The following is a 13,889-nucleotide window of genomic DNA, read 5'->3' on the forward strand; positions in this document are numbered from 1 at the left end:
ACGGCTTTGCGACCTGCCTCCTCGACCCAGCGAGCGGTTTCCCGAGCGTCCTGTTCTTCCTCGTCGAGATAACTCAGGACAACGTCCGCGCCTTCTCTGGCAAATGCAATCGCGACCGCACGTCCGATGCCCGAATCCGCTCCGGTGACAATCGCACGCCTTCCTTCGAGTCGACCGCTTCCTCGATAGGTGTTTTCACCGTGGTCGGGAGGAGAAATCATGTCTGCGGTGAGACCGGGGTGTGCGATCTCCGCCTGCCGCTCACGCACAGGAGCGGGGAACCGCGTGGTCGGGTCCTGCATTGCGTACTGGTCCGGCATATCGATACTCCTCGGGTGACGCAGTTTCTCGCGGGCTTCTGGATGGATGCACTGCACATGCCTCCTTCCCGCCGAATAGAAATCGAAACCTCGGGGTGGCCGGGGTCTCACTCATCCTGGTGCCGACGATCTCGATGCGTCGACCCCACTTGTTCGTTGTGGTTACTACGCGGTAGGTCGGGGTAGCCCGCGTAGCGGCGGTGGCTCCGCGACCCGCGGAGCACTCGTCGAGCAGAAGCTGAACATCACGTAAAGCACGCACCGACGAAGGGACGACCCCGATATGAGCAACTCCGAAACCACGTCCGCCTTGATCACCCAGTTACGCATCCTCCTCGGTCTGACGCACACCGAGATCCAGGTCGCCGAAACGCGCGTCGCACAGGCCAGAACCGAGGCTGTTCGACGCGAATTGACGGAAAACGCAGAGAACGGCCGTGAAAGGGCGAGTTCCATCGAGTCCACTGTTCGCGATCTGGGGGGCGTGCCGGAATTGGTCGGTCCGTTCATCGGACGCGCGACAGCCGGAGTGAAAGCGATAGTCGAACAGGCTCAGCCCTTCGACGAAGCGGTATTGGGAGACCTTGCGCTCGAACATCAACTCCTCGACCGCTCCCGCTACCTCAAGGCCCTGGCCACTGCCGGCGGCGATCAGACCGTCGCGGCGTTGGCCGACCGCCTCATCACTGCACACTCCGCGACCGTGGACTGGCTCACGACTGTCTTGGCCGAAGAGGCACTCGGTGGACCGGCAGCTTTGCGCCGCACACCGATGCAAGCTGCCACCGGCGCGGCGATACGGCTGGTCAACGTTCCGGTCTCCTGGTCCACCCGCAGTCTCGACCGTGCCATCGACGCTGTTCGCACCTCACCGCCGGTACTGGGTGAGCTGATCAGCTGGGGCGCATATGCCGGTGACGTGACTGTGAAAACACTCTCGGCCAGTAGGTATGCGGCCATCGCCACGGCTGAGAAGGTCACTCGCCGAGAAGGTGCTGACGGTGCCGCCGACGTCTTCCGTTCGGTACGGAAGTCGAGTGGGCTACTCGACCCCACTGAACTTCCCATCGAAGACTTCGACGAACTCAACGTCACCCAAGCCGTCTCCGCCGTGAAGGAACTGACCGACGCCGCACAGGTGCGGGACATCGTTGCGTACGAGGAAGCGCACAAGAACCGACACGGCGTCGTATCCGCTGCCCAGGCAAGACTCGCAGCGATCGCCCAGGAAGTCGTCGGAATCAACTAGAGCGTTCAATCGACATATCGAGAGTCCGACTCTCGGAACCGCGAGCACTGGACCTCGTGAAAGCGGGATTCGCGGCCAGGGCACCCGAGACCGTCAAGAAGATGACAGCGGCTCTCGAAGCCCTCTGATCAGTTCGACGCGCGCGGAATCGAGAATTTCCTCGGAGAGCGGGGAACCCTTGGTAGCTCGCGAAAGAACCAGTGCACCGAGCATGGTGGAGAGCCGGAGGAGACCGACAGCTTCGTCGTCGGCAAGAGCTGCGGCAAAATCCCCCACTCCCTCCGTGTAAACCCGACGGGCCTCGCTGTCTGCAGGCTCGCGCGCCATGTCGGCGGCGAGCGCAGCAGCGGGGCATCCGTCTGCCGGGTTGTCGCGATGCGCCACCGAGAGATAGGTATCGATCAAAGCTTTTCGGGCGGAGTCACGTTGCCCTGCATGCTCTTCGAGTCCCGCAGAGTGCAGCTGAGCCAGTTCCTTGAAGGCGTGGGTGGTCGCTTCGTCGATGAGAGCGTCCTTGGACGCGAACTGCTTGTAGAAGCCACCGTGGGTCAGCCCCGACGCCTTCATCAAGTCAGCGACGCTGAGGTGAGTGCCCTTCTCTCGGAACAGTCGGGCTGCGGTTTCCACGACGCGCCGACGGTTCTCTTCCGCTTGTTGCTGCGATACGCGGCCCATCACAACGCCTTCCAGTTTGGATTTCACTTGACATCTATCCTAGCCGACACTTAGATTTGATTCATAATCTAAACGTCACGAGCAATCACAACACTGGGAGAATCATGGACCTGAACAAGACGGTTGCGGTCGTCACAGGAGCCAATCGCGGGCTCGGACGCCATCTGGCTGCGGGACTCGTCGAGCGCGGCGCAAAGGTGTACGCGGCTGCGCGCAATCCGGAAACTGTCGATCTACCCGGCGTCATCCCCCTGAGGTTGGACGTGACGGACGCCGAATCGATAACCGCCGCCGCGCAAATCGCATCGGATGTGACCTTGCTGGTCAACAACGCCGGAATCTCTACCTCGGCACCCTTGATCGGAGGCGACATCGATGACATTCGACGAGAGATGGACGTCAACTTCTACGGCCCGCTCGCCGTGACCCGGGCGTTTGCTCCCGTCATCGAAAACAACGACGGCGGAACAATACTCAACGTTCTGTCGGTGCTGTCCTGGTTCCATCCAGCCGCGCTCGGGTCTTACGCGTCGTCGAAGGCAGCGGCCTGGGCGATGACCGACGCCGTTCGAGAAGAACTTGCGCCGCGCAAAATCTCCGTATCGGCACTGCATGTCGCATACATGGATACCGACATGGCCGCTGGCGTACCCGCCGAACAGAAGATCGATCCTGCCGACGTCGCCGCGCAAGCACTGGACGGTATCGAAAGCGGACTCGCCGAGATCCTCGCTGACGACACCACCCGGTACGTCAAGGGGAGTCTGTCCTCGTCGAACTCCGAGTAAGCAAGGGACTGCAAACGAGTGACGCTCACCCCACCGTTTTGAGGCTGGCCAATCTGCTCAGGATCGGTGCCCGCCAAGCTGCGAGGTCTTCCGGACCGTTCTCTTCCCACAACTCGTACAACTCCGAAGTGTCGCTGTCGGAAACTGCACGCTCGAGTGCGGTAAGGACCCAACTCTTCTGCTCCGGGCTCAAGGTGCTGACGTACCCGGCGGCGTCAATTCCATCCAGCTGCACAGGCTTCGGCGCAACGCCGTGCGCAACCGCAAGAATCTCGGCGACGGCAATTGCTGTTTGAGCATCATCGGCATCGAGATAACCGCCATCGGGGTGGCTAGCGTAATCGTCGATGTCGTAGTCACCCGCCTGTACCGCGCTGAGCAGGTCGCCCGCTACGTCGTTGTCGAAAGGTCCTGAACCCCAAGTCCCCATGCTGTCTCTCCGATCCGTACCCGCGTCATCTGTCGTAACGATATTAGTGAATCACCGGCTTCGGCGAGGATCCTCGGGCTGGAAGTACTGCGTTCGCCGGAAATCGACATCAGCGCAACGGCACGCGAATGATGCGGTCATCACCGGGGTTGGGGTCGCCGCGTCCGTCGGTGTTGTTCGTCAGTATCCACAGCGACCCGTCCGGTGCGACTACAACATCACGGAGGCGCCCGTATTCGTCGACGAATTGCTCGTCGGCGGTCGCGGGATCGGTCAAGGGCACCGTGCGGAGTCGCTCACCACGAAGATTGGCGATGTAGATCGTGCCGTCGTGGATGGCGATTCCGCTGGGGCTGGCATCGTCAGGTGACCATTGTTGGAGCGGGTCGATGAATCCGTCTTCACCCGCAATCCCTTCGACCTCGGGCCACCCGTAGTTTCCGCCTGCTTCGATCTTGTCGAGCTCGTCCCAGGTGTCCTGCCCGAACTCGCTGGCGTACATCGTGCCGTCCTCGGTCCAGGCAATGCCCTGGGAGTTGCGGTGGCCGTAGCTGTAGACAAACGAGTTCGGAAATGGATTATCTAGCGGCACATCGCCATCCGGAGTCATTCGAAGGATTTTCCCGGACATCGAGTCGAGGTCCTGAGCTCTGTCTCGACTACCGGCATCACCGACGGTCACGTACAGCATCCCGTCCGGGCCGAACGCGATGCGACCACCGTTGTGGTAGTTGGCCGAAGCGAGCCCGTCGAGAATCGTCTCGGCCGGCCCGAGCGCGAATTCCCCCGGAGCACCGATGATGTCGAAGCGTTCGATCCGGTTCTCCCCGTTCGCGGTGAAGTACACATACAGGCGGTTTTCACGTACTGCGATCCCTAGTAAACCGCCCTCACCTCTGGGGCTGACGCCGTCGACGACTCCCACCTCGCGGCTGTTTCCGCCGGCGTCGAGTTCGAGGATTCGCGCGCTGTCGCGCTCACTGACAAGTGGTGTGTCGCCGTGGAATGCGATCGACCAGGGCGCGTCCAAGCCGTCGGCGACGGTCTCGGGTTCACCGAAGGCCGCGGCGGGCGCCAATCGTGTTGTCGTGCTTGCCTGCGGACGGGGCCCTTCAGGATCCTCGCTACCGCAGGCCGTCAGGAAGGCCGAGACGAGCACGGCGGCGCCCAGTCCTCGGATCTGTCGTCGTGTCATGGGCGCGTCTCCCGGGTTCAGGCAGTCTTTGCGCCGACGGTAGCGCGCAATCGGCCACACCGGGAGTCCCTTCGAGTACCCCCAACGACCGGGACTCCCTCGCAGGCGACGGGCGTGATGCCCTGGACGGGTGCGCCACGACATGCGCGTCGTCAACAGAAAGAGAACTGACCACCTCATGATTTCCGCCCCGACCGTCGAAGAAACCGGCCGCCTGCCGCTCGTGATCTACGTGCTGGCCGTCGGAGTTTTCTTGATGGGCACAACCGAATTCGTCGTCGCCGGCATTCTTCCTGAAATCGCGGGTGACCTCGGTACGTCGATCGCGAACGTCGGCCTGATGATCACCGTCTTCGCGATCGGAATGATCGTCGGCACGCCGGCGATGGCGATCTTGACACTCAGGGTTCCCCGACGCGTGACCTTGAGCGCGGCTCTGATTGTTTTCGCGATCGGACACGTCATCGTCGCGCTCTCGTCCAACTTCGGACTCATTCTCGGCGCCCGCTTCCTCACAGCCGTGGCGACGGGCGCCTTCTGGGCAGTCGCCGCAGTGGTCGGAGCAAAGGCGGCCGGCCCGGCGTCTTCCTCGCGCGCGCTCGGCATCGTCTTGGGCGGAGGCATGCTCGCGAACGTCATCGGTGTTCCGCTCGGCGCTCTGGCCGGTCAGAGCATCGGGTGGCGTGGTCCTTTCTGGGCCCTTGCCGCCCTCGCACTCGTTGCCGCGGCCGTCGTCCACCGATTGGTACCCGCCGACACCGACTCCGGTGCGGTGCCGTCCTGGCGAGCGGAGATCGCGAGCCTACGGGACGGACGCATCTGGCTCGTTCTGTCCGGTTGCGCCGTCGTGTGCGGGTCGTCGCTGGCGGCGTACAGCTTCATCTCTCCGCTGTTGACCGAGAACACGGGACTTGCTGCGTCGGCAGTGCCGCTAGTGCTTGTCGGCTACGGACTCGGTGCGTTCGTCGGCTCCAATCTCGGCGGTCGACTCGGTGCGAAGCATCAGTACGGGGTCTTGTTCGTCTCGGCAGCGATGACGTTTCTCGTACTCGGGGCGCTCTGCCTCTTCTCGCACAACGTGATCGTGACGGTGATTCTCGTAGTCATGCTGGGACTATTCGGCATGTCGACCAATCCCATCCTGATCGGGATGGCTGTGCGTTATGCCGATCAGGCGCCGACGATGGCTTCTGCTCTCAGCACCTCGTCGTTCAATCTGGGCACGGCGGTCGGCTCCTGGATCGCCGGGTTCGCGTTCGCCTCGAGTCTCGGTGCCACTGGGCCGGTGTTGGTAGGCACCGGCGTTGCCGCTCTCTACTTTCTGCCGCTGATGATCCTGTTGCGCAAGGAACGCACGAAGCGCACCACCGTCGAAGTCGTCAACTGACGACCCAATCAACCGTCGCGCAGTTCGTCAGCCGTCCGTCAGCGACCGCTCCGACACGTGAGGAGCAGAGTCCGCATTCTCACTGGCTGCCAACGAGGCGAGTAGCTGCATCCGTTCCGCGGAGGGCGATCCCGGCTCTGCGGTGTAGATCGTGAGCGTCAACCCCGGCTCGGCGGCCATCTCCAAACCTTCGAAGGCAAGCGTCAGCTCCCCAACGGCGGAGTGGTGAAAAGTCTTGAATCCGGTGCCGTGATGGCGGACGTCGTGCGCGCCCCACCGACGCCGGAATTCCTCACTCCGAGTGCTGAGTTCACCGATCAGATCGTGCAATTCCTTGTTGTGAGGATCTCGCCCAGCCTCGGTTCGCAGAATCGAGACGGTCACCTCGGCAAACGCGTTCCAGTCCGGATAAAACTCGAAAGCCCTTTCGTCGAGGAACGTGAAGCGCGCGATGTTCGGGGGCTGCCCCGGCATGTCGTACAGGTCCTTGTAGAACGCACGGGCGAGTGGGTTGACCGCAAGAAGATCCATGCGACCGTTCCGCACGAAAGCGGGTCCTGCGGTGACTGCGTCGAGCGCCCACTGCAGGCTCTGATGGGGCTTCCAGCCCTTCGCATTTCGCCGACGCGGGGGCCTGGCTACCGGGCTTGCCGCGTGCGCGAGATCAAAAAGGTGGGCGCGCTCGGCGTCGTCGAGTCGTAGGGCCTTCGCGATACTGTCGAGCACTCCGGGCGATGCGCCGCTGATCGCTCCGCGCTCGAGCCTCGTGTAGTACTCGACGCTCACGCCAGCGAGGGTTGCCACTTCACTTCGACGCAGACCTTCCACGCGGCGGTTCGATCCGGCCGGCAGTCCAACTTGTTCGGGCGTGACTCGGGCGCGCCGCGAGGTCAGGAATTCGCGTACTTGCGCTCGATCGTCCATGCCATCGAGGGTAAGTCAGTGACCGGTAGCGAGGGAGTCCCTCGCAGTACCACTATCGCGCGGGACTCCCGCACGCCGCCAAATCGTGATCAGGTTGAAGTGACACGAAGAAACCGATGGTGAGGAGCCACGTCATGCGCGCTGTCGTCATGCATGCCCCCGGCGATGTCCGGGTCGAAGAGATCGATGCGCCGGTGATCGTCGAACCGACCGACGCGATCATTCGCGTTACAGCCACCTGCGTCTGCGGTTCCGACCTCTGGCCGTATCGCGGCATCGAAGAGCTGAATGGCCCGACGCCGATGGGACACGAATACGTGGGCGTCGTCGAACAGGTCGGCCCCGAGGTCAACGACATCGAAGTTGGGGACTTCGTCGTGGGCTCGTTCGTCGCGTCGGACAACACCTGCGAAATCTGCGAGGCCGGCTTTCAGTCTCGCTGTATCCACCAGGTCATGATGGGCTCGGTCGGCACCCAATCCGAATACGCTCGCATCCCGCTCGCGGACGGCACCCTCGTCCCTGTCCACGGAGAGCCGACCGAGCGGCAGGCCCGCAGCCTCCTTGCAGCCTCCGACGTACTCGGCACCGGTTGGTTCGCCGCCGTAGCTGCGGAAGCCGGACCTGGCAAAACGGTCGCCGTCGTCGGCGACGGCGCAGTCGGACTTTTGGCGATCCTCGCTGCCAGACAACTCGGCGCCGAGCGGATCATTGCCATGTCACGTCACGCCGACCGGCAGGCACTCGCCACACAATTCGGCGCCACCGACATCGTCGAAGAGCGGGGCGACGCGGGCATCGCGAAGATCAAGGAACTCACCGGCGGCTACGGCGCCCACTCGACCGTCGAAGCCGTAGGTACCCAAGAATCGATGATGCAGGCTATCGGAGCTACCCGCCCCGGCGGACATGTCGGCTACGTCGGGGTATCCCACGGCGTCGAGCTCGACGGCATGAACCTGTTCTTCGCGACGGTGAGCCTGCTCGGCGGTCCCGCGCCGGTCAGGCGATTCCTACCCGAACTGATCGAGCTCATCATGACCGACCAGATCGACCCGGGCATCGTCTTCGACCTCACTCTCCCGTTGGAGGACGCCGCCGCGGGCTACCAGGCGATGGACGAGCGGCGCGCCACCAAAGTGCTACTCACCCTCTGACCGATACCAAAGGCTCACGAGACAGAACTGGGCTCTACACGCCGATCGAGGAACGTCTCGGCTACCAACGAGAGGCGCTCTTGGTTTACCGAGCAGCATGTTCACTGATCACAGCGAATGCGTTTGACACCGAAGGTGAGGATGGGCACTTCGATTGGTGCGCAGCTGCTTTGATTCAAAAGGATGCTACACAACTGATATGCACCCCCACCAGCGGAAACCGATTGTACGAGTGAATGTTTCAATGAGAGCGGCTTGGCGCTACTTTGTAGCAACGACACTCGTCTCTACCTACGGTTGCGTACTGAATTCCTTGTGGGGCAGGCTTTCTTGTGTACTGCTGACGAGCCGTATCTGCTGACGAATCGTATTGCTGACGAACCAAGGTCGGAGAACAATGGGTCACTACAAAAGCAACGTGCGTGATATCGAGTTCAATCTGTTCGAGGTGCTCGGGATCGGCGAACTGTTGGATGCCGGCGCATACGGGGACCTCGACACCGACACTGTGCGCAACATTCTTGCGGAAGTAGCGAGACTGGCAGAAGGCCCGGTCGCCGCGTCCTTCGCCGACGCGGATCGGAACCCTGTCGAATTCGACGCACCCAATCACGCAGTTGTGGTCCCGGAACCTCTACGCAAGACGGTCGAGGCGGTGAACGAGGCCGGTTGGTCGCGACTCGGCCTACCAGAAGGCATGGGTGGTGTTCCTGCTCCGGCGCCGTTGGTCTGGGCGATCGGCGAAATGTTGGTCGCGGCAAACGGATCCGCAAGCTTTTTCAACATGGGTCCACTGATGGCGAGCGTGCTCTACACCATCGGAAACGAACAGCAAAAACACTGGGCCAAAGAAGGATTCGAGCGCGGATGGGCCGGAACGATGGTGCTCACCGAACCAGACGCCGGATCCGATGTAGGCGCAGGCCGAACAAAGGCAATCGCGCAGGACGACGGCACGTGGCACATCGAGGGCGTCAAGCGGTTCATCTCCGGCGGTGACGTCGGAGACACGGCCGAGAACCTCTTCCACTTGGTGCTTGCCCGGCCCGAGGGAGCCGGTCCAGGAACCAAAGGTTTGAGCCTGTTCTACGTTCCGAAGTCCCATTTCAACTCGGACACACTTGAACTGGGAGAGCGCAACGGTGTGTACGTCACCGGCGTCGAGCACAAGATGGGCCTCAAGTCTTCCCCAACTTGCGAGCTCACCTTCGGAGCGACGGACGTTCCTGCCGTCGGCTGGCTCGTGGGTGATGTCCACAACGGTATCGCCCAGATGTTCCAGGTCATCGAGAATGCTCGAATGATGGTGGGCACCAAGGCTACCGGAACACTGTCCACCGGCTATCTCAACGCCCTCGAGTACGCAAAAGAACGAATTCAAGGCGCAGACCTCACCGAGCTGACAAACAAGACCGCGCCCCGTGTGGCCATTACGCACCACCCCGACGTCCGACGCAGCCTGGCGATGCAGAAGGCCTACGCCGAAGGCCTCCGAGCGGTCTACCTCTACACCGCTGCACACCAGAATGCCGATGTCGCCGAGTTGGTTTCGGGTGCGGATGCCGAATTGGCGGCGCGGGTCAACGATCTGCTGCTGCCGATCGTCAAGGGCGTCGGCTCCGAGAAGGCCTACGAACTGCTCACCGAGAGCCTGCAGACCCTGGGCGGCTCCGGTTATCTTCAGGACTACCCCATCGAGCAGTACATCCGCGATGCCAAGATCGACACCCTGTACGAGGGCACCACGGCGATCCAGGCGCAGGACTTCTTCTTTCGAAAGATCGCACGCGACCGCGGCGTTGCACTCGCTCACGTAGCCGGTCGCATACGAGAGTTCATCGACAGTGAGGCCGGGAACGGTCGACTCAAGGCCGAGCGAGTCCTACTCGAGACCGCCTTGACCGACGTGCAGGAGATGGCCGGGACGCTCACCGGGTATCTGATGGCTTCCCAGGACCAACCCTCCGAGTTGTACAAGATAGGCCTCGGCTCGGTGCGCTTTCTGTACGCGGTAGGCGACCTGCTCATCGGATGGCGCCTGTTGGTGCAAGCGGAAGTCGCGTTGGCAGCCTTGGACCGTGACGCGTCGGCAAAGGACCGGTCGTTCTATCGGGGCAAGGTGGTCATCGCGTCGTACTTCGCCAAGAACATCCTGCCTATCCTGGCGTCGACGAAAGAAATCCTGGGTTCCCTCGACAACGAGATCATGGAACTCGAGGAAGACGCATTCTGACAACGTGCCACAGTAAAGGCATGTATCTGCCCGACATCGAGTACGTAGGGGTCTGGAGCTTTCCGATCATGGGGCCGGATGCACCAGACGACGCTCCCGCCAACGTCGTCGAGGCGTGCCAGGCTGTCGGCAAGGATCTGCAATGCCGCTGGCACGGCCCCGATACGTACATGGAGAACTGCGTGTGGACGGTGTCGATGCTCGATGACGGTCAGTGCCACCTCGCGCTCGACGCTGGACCACAGCCAAAGGGCAAGAGTGCAGGAACCAGTCCCCTGATCGGCGTCAGGGTCGTCGGGCCGCACATCGAACAGCCTGTACAGGAGTTGACGGCCCTGATCGCCGGCGAAGTCCAGGACGAGCTGGCCGGCGGATTTCCCTTTGTGCACTGGCCCATCGAGAAGGACCGACTCTTGATGCCGACATTGCGTGGCGGACGCGCGGTATGGGTGGTTCGCAGCGCTGATCGCATTGTCTCCGAGATCGGCGAACTCTGCCCGAGATGAGAATGCTTGCTGCGTGATTCAAACGTGGTCGTGAACCGGTGACGGAATCTTGTTGGAACGATACGAGTCTCCGCTCCGGTTCGGCCGCCAGAGACGCCAGTGTTTCGCGGACAACCGGAACGGGAGATGGTCTTGTAGGTGACGAGCACCGGACGACAACCGTTCGTCTGCAGGCAGGTTGAGCCACAGGGACAGTGAGGATGTCGCGTTGCCGAGGGTTGCGCGTATGCCTGACTCGCCGAGAATCCGGCCGTATCCATCTACGGCAAAACGGCCGAACGCGTCGGGGGTGATGTCGGGGTACGGCGCGCGCGTGTTGGGGTCGATCAGGCGTACGGGCGCGCTGCAGGTCAGTGCCGCCACAGAACGTCCGTGGGTTGTGACTGCATCGCAACCAACGAGGGCATCGAGCGCTTCGTTGACAGAACCCGGTGGGACGTTCCATTCGGTATGGGTTTGCGCTTTGTAGCGGGGCCCACCGAAGAGCTCGGTAGCGAACGATGACAACTGCGCGGTCGGCTCGGATGGCCCACTCTGGTAGATCTCGAACGTCCACGACGGCAACGACACTGGTTCGGTGCAGGATTCCAGGAATGTCTGCAGCCGCTGAAATGCAACATCGGGACGCTTGACTCGAAGCGAGTGTGCACCACCGGCGGACCCGGGCAACCCGTCGTATGTCACTACTTCCGGCAATCCGGCTTCCGGTGTCCGCGCCGTCACAGGTTAGCCAATCGCGAAAGCACTACCCCGGCTGGTTCCTCCGTCGCGTGGCGATAGCCGGTGCCGGCCCACAGGTGCATTCGCTCGGGATCTGCTTGCGCAACAGCGGCTTTGCGCATCGGGTTGGTCAGGTGATGGATGGCCGGATACCCGATGGGCGCTTGTGCGTCGTAGCGATCGATGAACTCGTTCCGAAGTGCCCGTGCAGGACGTCCCGTGAAAGCTCTTGTGACGACCGTGTTCCCGCGTGACGTGTCGGCCAGAGCTGCCTTGTGCGGAGCCGAGGCACCACTCTCCTCGGTGCGCAGCAGTACGGTACCGACGACTGCCGCGTCCGCTCCGGCACGTAAGGCTGCAGCGACGTCGGCGGAGGTCGCCAGTCCACCGGCCGCCAATAGCGGAACAGAGGTGCGATGACGGATTTGTGCGATCAGTTCGGTGATCGGTGTTTCTGCCGGAACCTGCAGGGGAGTGAGCGTTCCGGAGTGGCCGCCGGCAGCCGACGATTGCACGACAAGCAGATCGGCACCGGCGTCGACGGCAAGGAGCGCCTCTGCCTCCGAAGTCACAGTGAGGACGACAAGTGAACCGGCAGCGCGCAGCGCCTTGATGACGCCGGGTGTGGGAAAGCCGAAGGTGAAGCTGACCACCGGAACCGGGCTGGCCAGGAGCAGATCGATCTTGTCCTCGAAGTAGTCGTCGTCTTCGACAGGCTCACCGTCAGCCAGTGTGATGCCGTAGCGATCCGCCTCGACCTGGATCGCCCTGGTATAGGCACGGTAGGCATCGACGTCGACAGGCACCGGGTTGGGAGCAAAGACGTTGACACCGAACGACACTCCCTCGGCGCGCACGGTGTCGATCTGGTCGGACAGAACCTGAGGCGTCTTGTACCCGGCGGCGAGGAATCCGAGACCGCCTGCGCGAGAGGCAGCAGCAACAAGTGCCGGTGTGGAAGCGCCGCCGGCCATGGGGGCTGCGATGACAGGGACCTTCAGGTCGAGATCGGTTGTGAGTGCGCTCATTCGAACATCTCCAGTCCTACGTCGGGTAGTGCTCCGGCGGTTTCGTCATCTGACATCAAAAACTACCTCCTCAGTCGAGGTGGCCGTCCGAGGGTCCGCATCGAGATCGGAAGGGAATCGGAACCGCAAAACCGCGGCGGCCACTGCTGCGCCCAGAACGACGGCCGCACCCAACAGCAGAGCGTCGCGATACCCGTCTCGCAGCAACGGAGTGACAACGAGTGGGCCGAGAATCTGACCGACGCTGTATCCAGCGGTCAGCAACGCCACGGCGCGTGGGAACTGCAGGTGCGCGCCGATTGCCAACACAATTGACCCGATACCAAGGAAGGTGACACCGAACAGGAAAGCTGAAATCAGTGCGGGGCCGACGCCTCCGATCACAGCAGGAAGCGCTATGCCCACCGCCTGAATCAACAGGGCAACGAGAAGCAGAGTCGGCCTCGACCAACGCAGGCTGAGCCAAGCCCACAGGGCGCACGAGGGAAATGCGGCCAGACCGACCACTATCCAAGCGCCGCTGCCGACCCATTCTGGAGCGGCGAGATCGATTGCGGCAACAAGGAACGTGCCCGCGATGATGTAGCCGATGCCTTCCAGGAAATAACTGATGAACAAGGCAGTGAACCCGCGTTGGGAACTGGGAGTTCCCGGCGCGTCCGGTGTGATGATCGGACGCGGTTCCGGCGTCAATCCCCAGGCTGCGACCGCACACACCATTGCAAGGGCCGCAGATGCCAGCCAGGCAGTGCTCCAGGTGCCGACGAAGCGGACGACCAACACGAGGACCCCGGACAGGGCGATACCCAACCCAACTCCGCCGAATCCCCATCCGGCCAGGAATTGGGACTGCCCCCGAAGGTGCGCGTGCAAAGCGCTGACGGCGATCATGAAGACGAGGGCACTGGCAATGCCTGCGACGAGCCGCAGGGCGAACCAGATGGATCCGTCGTGGGTAGTGGGCATGAGCGCCAAAGTCGCGATGAGGACCACCAACGACGTACGCATCACCGCTGCCGAGCGCACCACGCCGGGAATGAGGATTCCCGCGAGCGCGCCGATCAGGTACCCGATGTAGTTGGCCGTCGCCAGGGTGGCGCCGAGCGAGGCGGACAGACCGGCCTGCGTGTGCATCAACGGCAGAATCGGTGTGTAGACGAATCGACCGATTCCCATGCTCGCCGCCAGCGCAGTGGCAGCTTGGACAGCGTGCGCTCGCGGGGAGACGCCGTTGTGGATTGTGGTCATGGTCTTATCGTGTGCCCCGGCCGCGCCGG

14 protein-coding genes are annotated in these 13,889 nt (G+C 62.5%); 6 read left to right on the plus strand and 8 right to left on the minus strand.

All coding sequences use genetic code 11. From position 1 onward, the window contains the following. A partial coding sequence (locus tag ABX74_RS08695) for an SDR family NAD(P)-dependent oxidoreductase (RefSeq protein WP_047888655.1) occupies window positions 1-320 on the minus strand: 320 nt, incomplete at its 3' end. A gap of 283 nt (window positions 321-603) precedes the next feature. Between ABX74_RS08695 and ABX74_RS08700 the strand changes: the two genes are divergently transcribed. Further along, the gene (locus tag ABX74_RS08700; protein ID WP_047888656.1) at window positions 604-1,569 is read left to right on the plus strand and encodes a hypothetical protein; all 966 of its coding nucleotides are present in this window, start codon (window positions 604-606) and stop codon (window positions 1,567-1,569) included. A 93-nt stretch (window positions 1,570-1,662) separates the two neighbouring features. Here the strand turns inward: ABX74_RS08700 and ABX74_RS08705 are convergent, their stop codons facing one another. Next, window positions 1,663-2,271 (minus strand): TetR/AcrR family transcriptional regulator, encoded by a 609-nt coding sequence (locus tag ABX74_RS08705; RefSeq protein WP_007735618.1) that lies wholly within the window; start codon window positions 2,269-2,271, stop codon window positions 1,663-1,665. A gap of 77 nt (window positions 2,272-2,348) precedes the next feature. On the opposite strand from ABX74_RS08705, the gene ABX74_RS08710 reads away from it, so the two are divergent. Continuing rightward, entirely contained in the window at window positions 2,349-3,032 is a 684-nt protein-coding gene (locus tag ABX74_RS08710; RefSeq protein ID WP_007735616.1) for an SDR family oxidoreductase, read from the plus strand. A gap of 25 nt (window positions 3,033-3,057) precedes the next feature. Here ABX74_RS08710 and ABX74_RS08715 read toward each other — a convergent pair whose 3' ends face one another. Both ABX74_RS08715 and ABX74_RS08720 read right to left on the minus strand, forming a co-directional pair. Continuing rightward, window positions 3,058-3,462: a DUF4259 domain-containing protein gene (locus ABX74_RS08715; RefSeq protein ID WP_047888657.1), complete on the minus strand. Its 405-nt coding sequence runs from the start codon at window positions 3,460-3,462 to the stop codon at window positions 3,058-3,060. Between the two features lie 109 nt (window positions 3,463-3,571). Further along, on the minus strand, window positions 3,572-4,657 hold the full coding sequence (locus ABX74_RS08720) for a PQQ-dependent sugar dehydrogenase (protein WP_047888673.1): 1,086 nt from the start codon (window positions 4,655-4,657) through the stop codon (window positions 3,572-3,574). A gap of 178 nt (window positions 4,658-4,835) precedes the next feature. Between ABX74_RS08720 and ABX74_RS08725 the strand changes: the two genes are divergently transcribed. Next, entirely contained in the window at window positions 4,836-6,044 is a 1,209-nt protein-coding gene (locus ABX74_RS08725) for an MFS transporter (protein WP_047888674.1), read from the plus strand. A 27-nt stretch (window positions 6,045-6,071) separates the two neighbouring features. On the opposite strand, the gene ABX74_RS08730 is transcribed toward ABX74_RS08725, so the two are convergent. Continuing rightward, a complete protein-coding gene (locus ABX74_RS08730) occupies window positions 6,072-6,968 on the minus strand; it encodes a helix-turn-helix transcriptional regulator (RefSeq protein WP_007735613.1) in 897 nt (298 codons plus the stop codon). 134 nt (window positions 6,969-7,102) lie between these two features. Between ABX74_RS08730 and ABX74_RS08735 the strand changes: the two genes are divergently transcribed. The 3 genes from ABX74_RS08735 (at window position 7,103) to ABX74_RS08745 (ending at window position 10,864) form a co-directional block, all read left to right on the plus strand. Beyond that, complete coding sequence (locus tag ABX74_RS08735; protein WP_047888658.1) at window positions 7,103-8,125, plus strand: zinc-dependent alcohol dehydrogenase family protein; 1,023 nt, start codon at window positions 7,103-7,105, stop codon at window positions 8,123-8,125. A gap of 397 nt (window positions 8,126-8,522) precedes the next feature. Next, window positions 8,523-10,358 (plus strand): acyl-CoA dehydrogenase, encoded by a 1,836-nt coding sequence (locus ABX74_RS08740; protein WP_021333262.1) that lies wholly within the window; start codon window positions 8,523-8,525, stop codon window positions 10,356-10,358. 20 nt (window positions 10,359-10,378) lie between these two features. Next, window positions 10,379-10,864 carry a hypothetical protein gene (locus tag ABX74_RS08745; RefSeq protein WP_047888659.1) on the plus strand — a complete coding sequence of 162 codons (486 nt, stop codon included), beginning with the start codon at window positions 10,379-10,381 and terminating at the stop codon, window positions 10,862-10,864. 18 nt (window positions 10,865-10,882) lie between these two features. Here the strand turns inward: ABX74_RS08745 and ABX74_RS08750 are convergent, their stop codons facing one another. The 3 genes from ABX74_RS08750 to ABX74_RS08760 are packed head-to-tail and all read right to left on the minus strand — an operon-like array spanning window position 10,883 to window position 13,860. Then, window positions 10,883-11,587, minus strand: coding sequence for a hypothetical protein (locus tag ABX74_RS08750; RefSeq protein ID WP_019745987.1), 705 nt, complete (start codon window positions 11,585-11,587; stop codon window positions 10,883-10,885). Then, complete coding sequence (locus ABX74_RS08755) at window positions 11,584-12,612, minus strand: NAD(P)H-dependent flavin oxidoreductase (protein ID WP_047888660.1); 1,029 nt, start codon at window positions 12,610-12,612, stop codon at window positions 11,584-11,586. Before ABX74_RS08755 ends, ABX74_RS08750 begins: the two co-directional genes overlap by 4 nt. Window positions 12,613-12,657: 45 nt before the next feature. Beyond that, on the minus strand, window positions 12,658-13,860 hold the full coding sequence (locus ABX74_RS08760) for a YbfB/YjiJ family MFS transporter (protein ID WP_047888661.1): 1,203 nt from the start codon (window positions 13,858-13,860) through the stop codon (window positions 12,658-12,660). Window positions 13,861-13,889: the final 29 nt, after the last annotated feature.

Origin of the sequence: Rhodococcus sp. ARP2 (genome assembly GCF_001029585.1) — a bacterium.
Classification (GTDB): Bacteria; Actinomycetota; Actinomycetes; order Mycobacteriales; family Mycobacteriaceae; genus Rhodococcus_F; species Rhodococcus_F erythropolis.

Bases quoted from the DNA above. Each gene is read 5' to 3' on its own strand.
- ABX74_RS08700 (WP_047888656.1), top strand. From the start codon at position 604: ATGAGCAACTCCGAAACCACGTCCGCCTTGATCACCCAGTTACGCATC.
- ABX74_RS08710 (WP_007735616.1), top strand. From the start codon at position 2,349: ATGGACCTGAACAAGACGGTTGCGGTCGTCACAGGAGCCAATCGCGGG.
- ABX74_RS08715 (WP_047888657.1), bottom strand. From the start codon at position 3,462: ATGGGGACTTGGGGTTCAGGACCTTTCGACAACGACGTAGCGGGCGAC.
- ABX74_RS08720 (WP_047888673.1), bottom strand. From the start codon at position 4,657: ATGACACGACGACAGATCCGAGGACTGGGCGCCGCCGTGCTCGTCTCG.
- ABX74_RS08725 (WP_047888674.1), top strand. From the start codon at position 4,836: ATGATTTCCGCCCCGACCGTCGAAGAAACCGGCCGCCTGCCGCTCGTG.
- ABX74_RS08730 (WP_007735613.1), bottom strand. From the start codon at position 6,968: ATGGACGATCGAGCGCAAGTACGCGAATTCCTGACCTCGCGGCGCGCC.
- ABX74_RS08735 (WP_047888658.1), top strand. From the start codon at position 7,103: ATGCGCGCTGTCGTCATGCATGCCCCCGGCGATGTCCGGGTCGAAGAG.
- ABX74_RS08740 (WP_021333262.1), top strand. From the start codon at position 8,523: ATGGGTCACTACAAAAGCAACGTGCGTGATATCGAGTTCAATCTGTTC.
- ABX74_RS08745 (WP_047888659.1), top strand. From the start codon at position 10,379: ATGTATCTGCCCGACATCGAGTACGTAGGGGTCTGGAGCTTTCCGATC.
- ABX74_RS08755 (WP_047888660.1), bottom strand. From the start codon at position 12,612: ATGAGCGCACTCACAACCGATCTCGACCTGAAGGTCCCTGTCATCGCA.
- ABX74_RS08760 (WP_047888661.1), bottom strand. From the start codon at position 13,860: ATGACCACAATCCACAACGGCGTCTCCCCGCGAGCGCACGCTGTCCAA.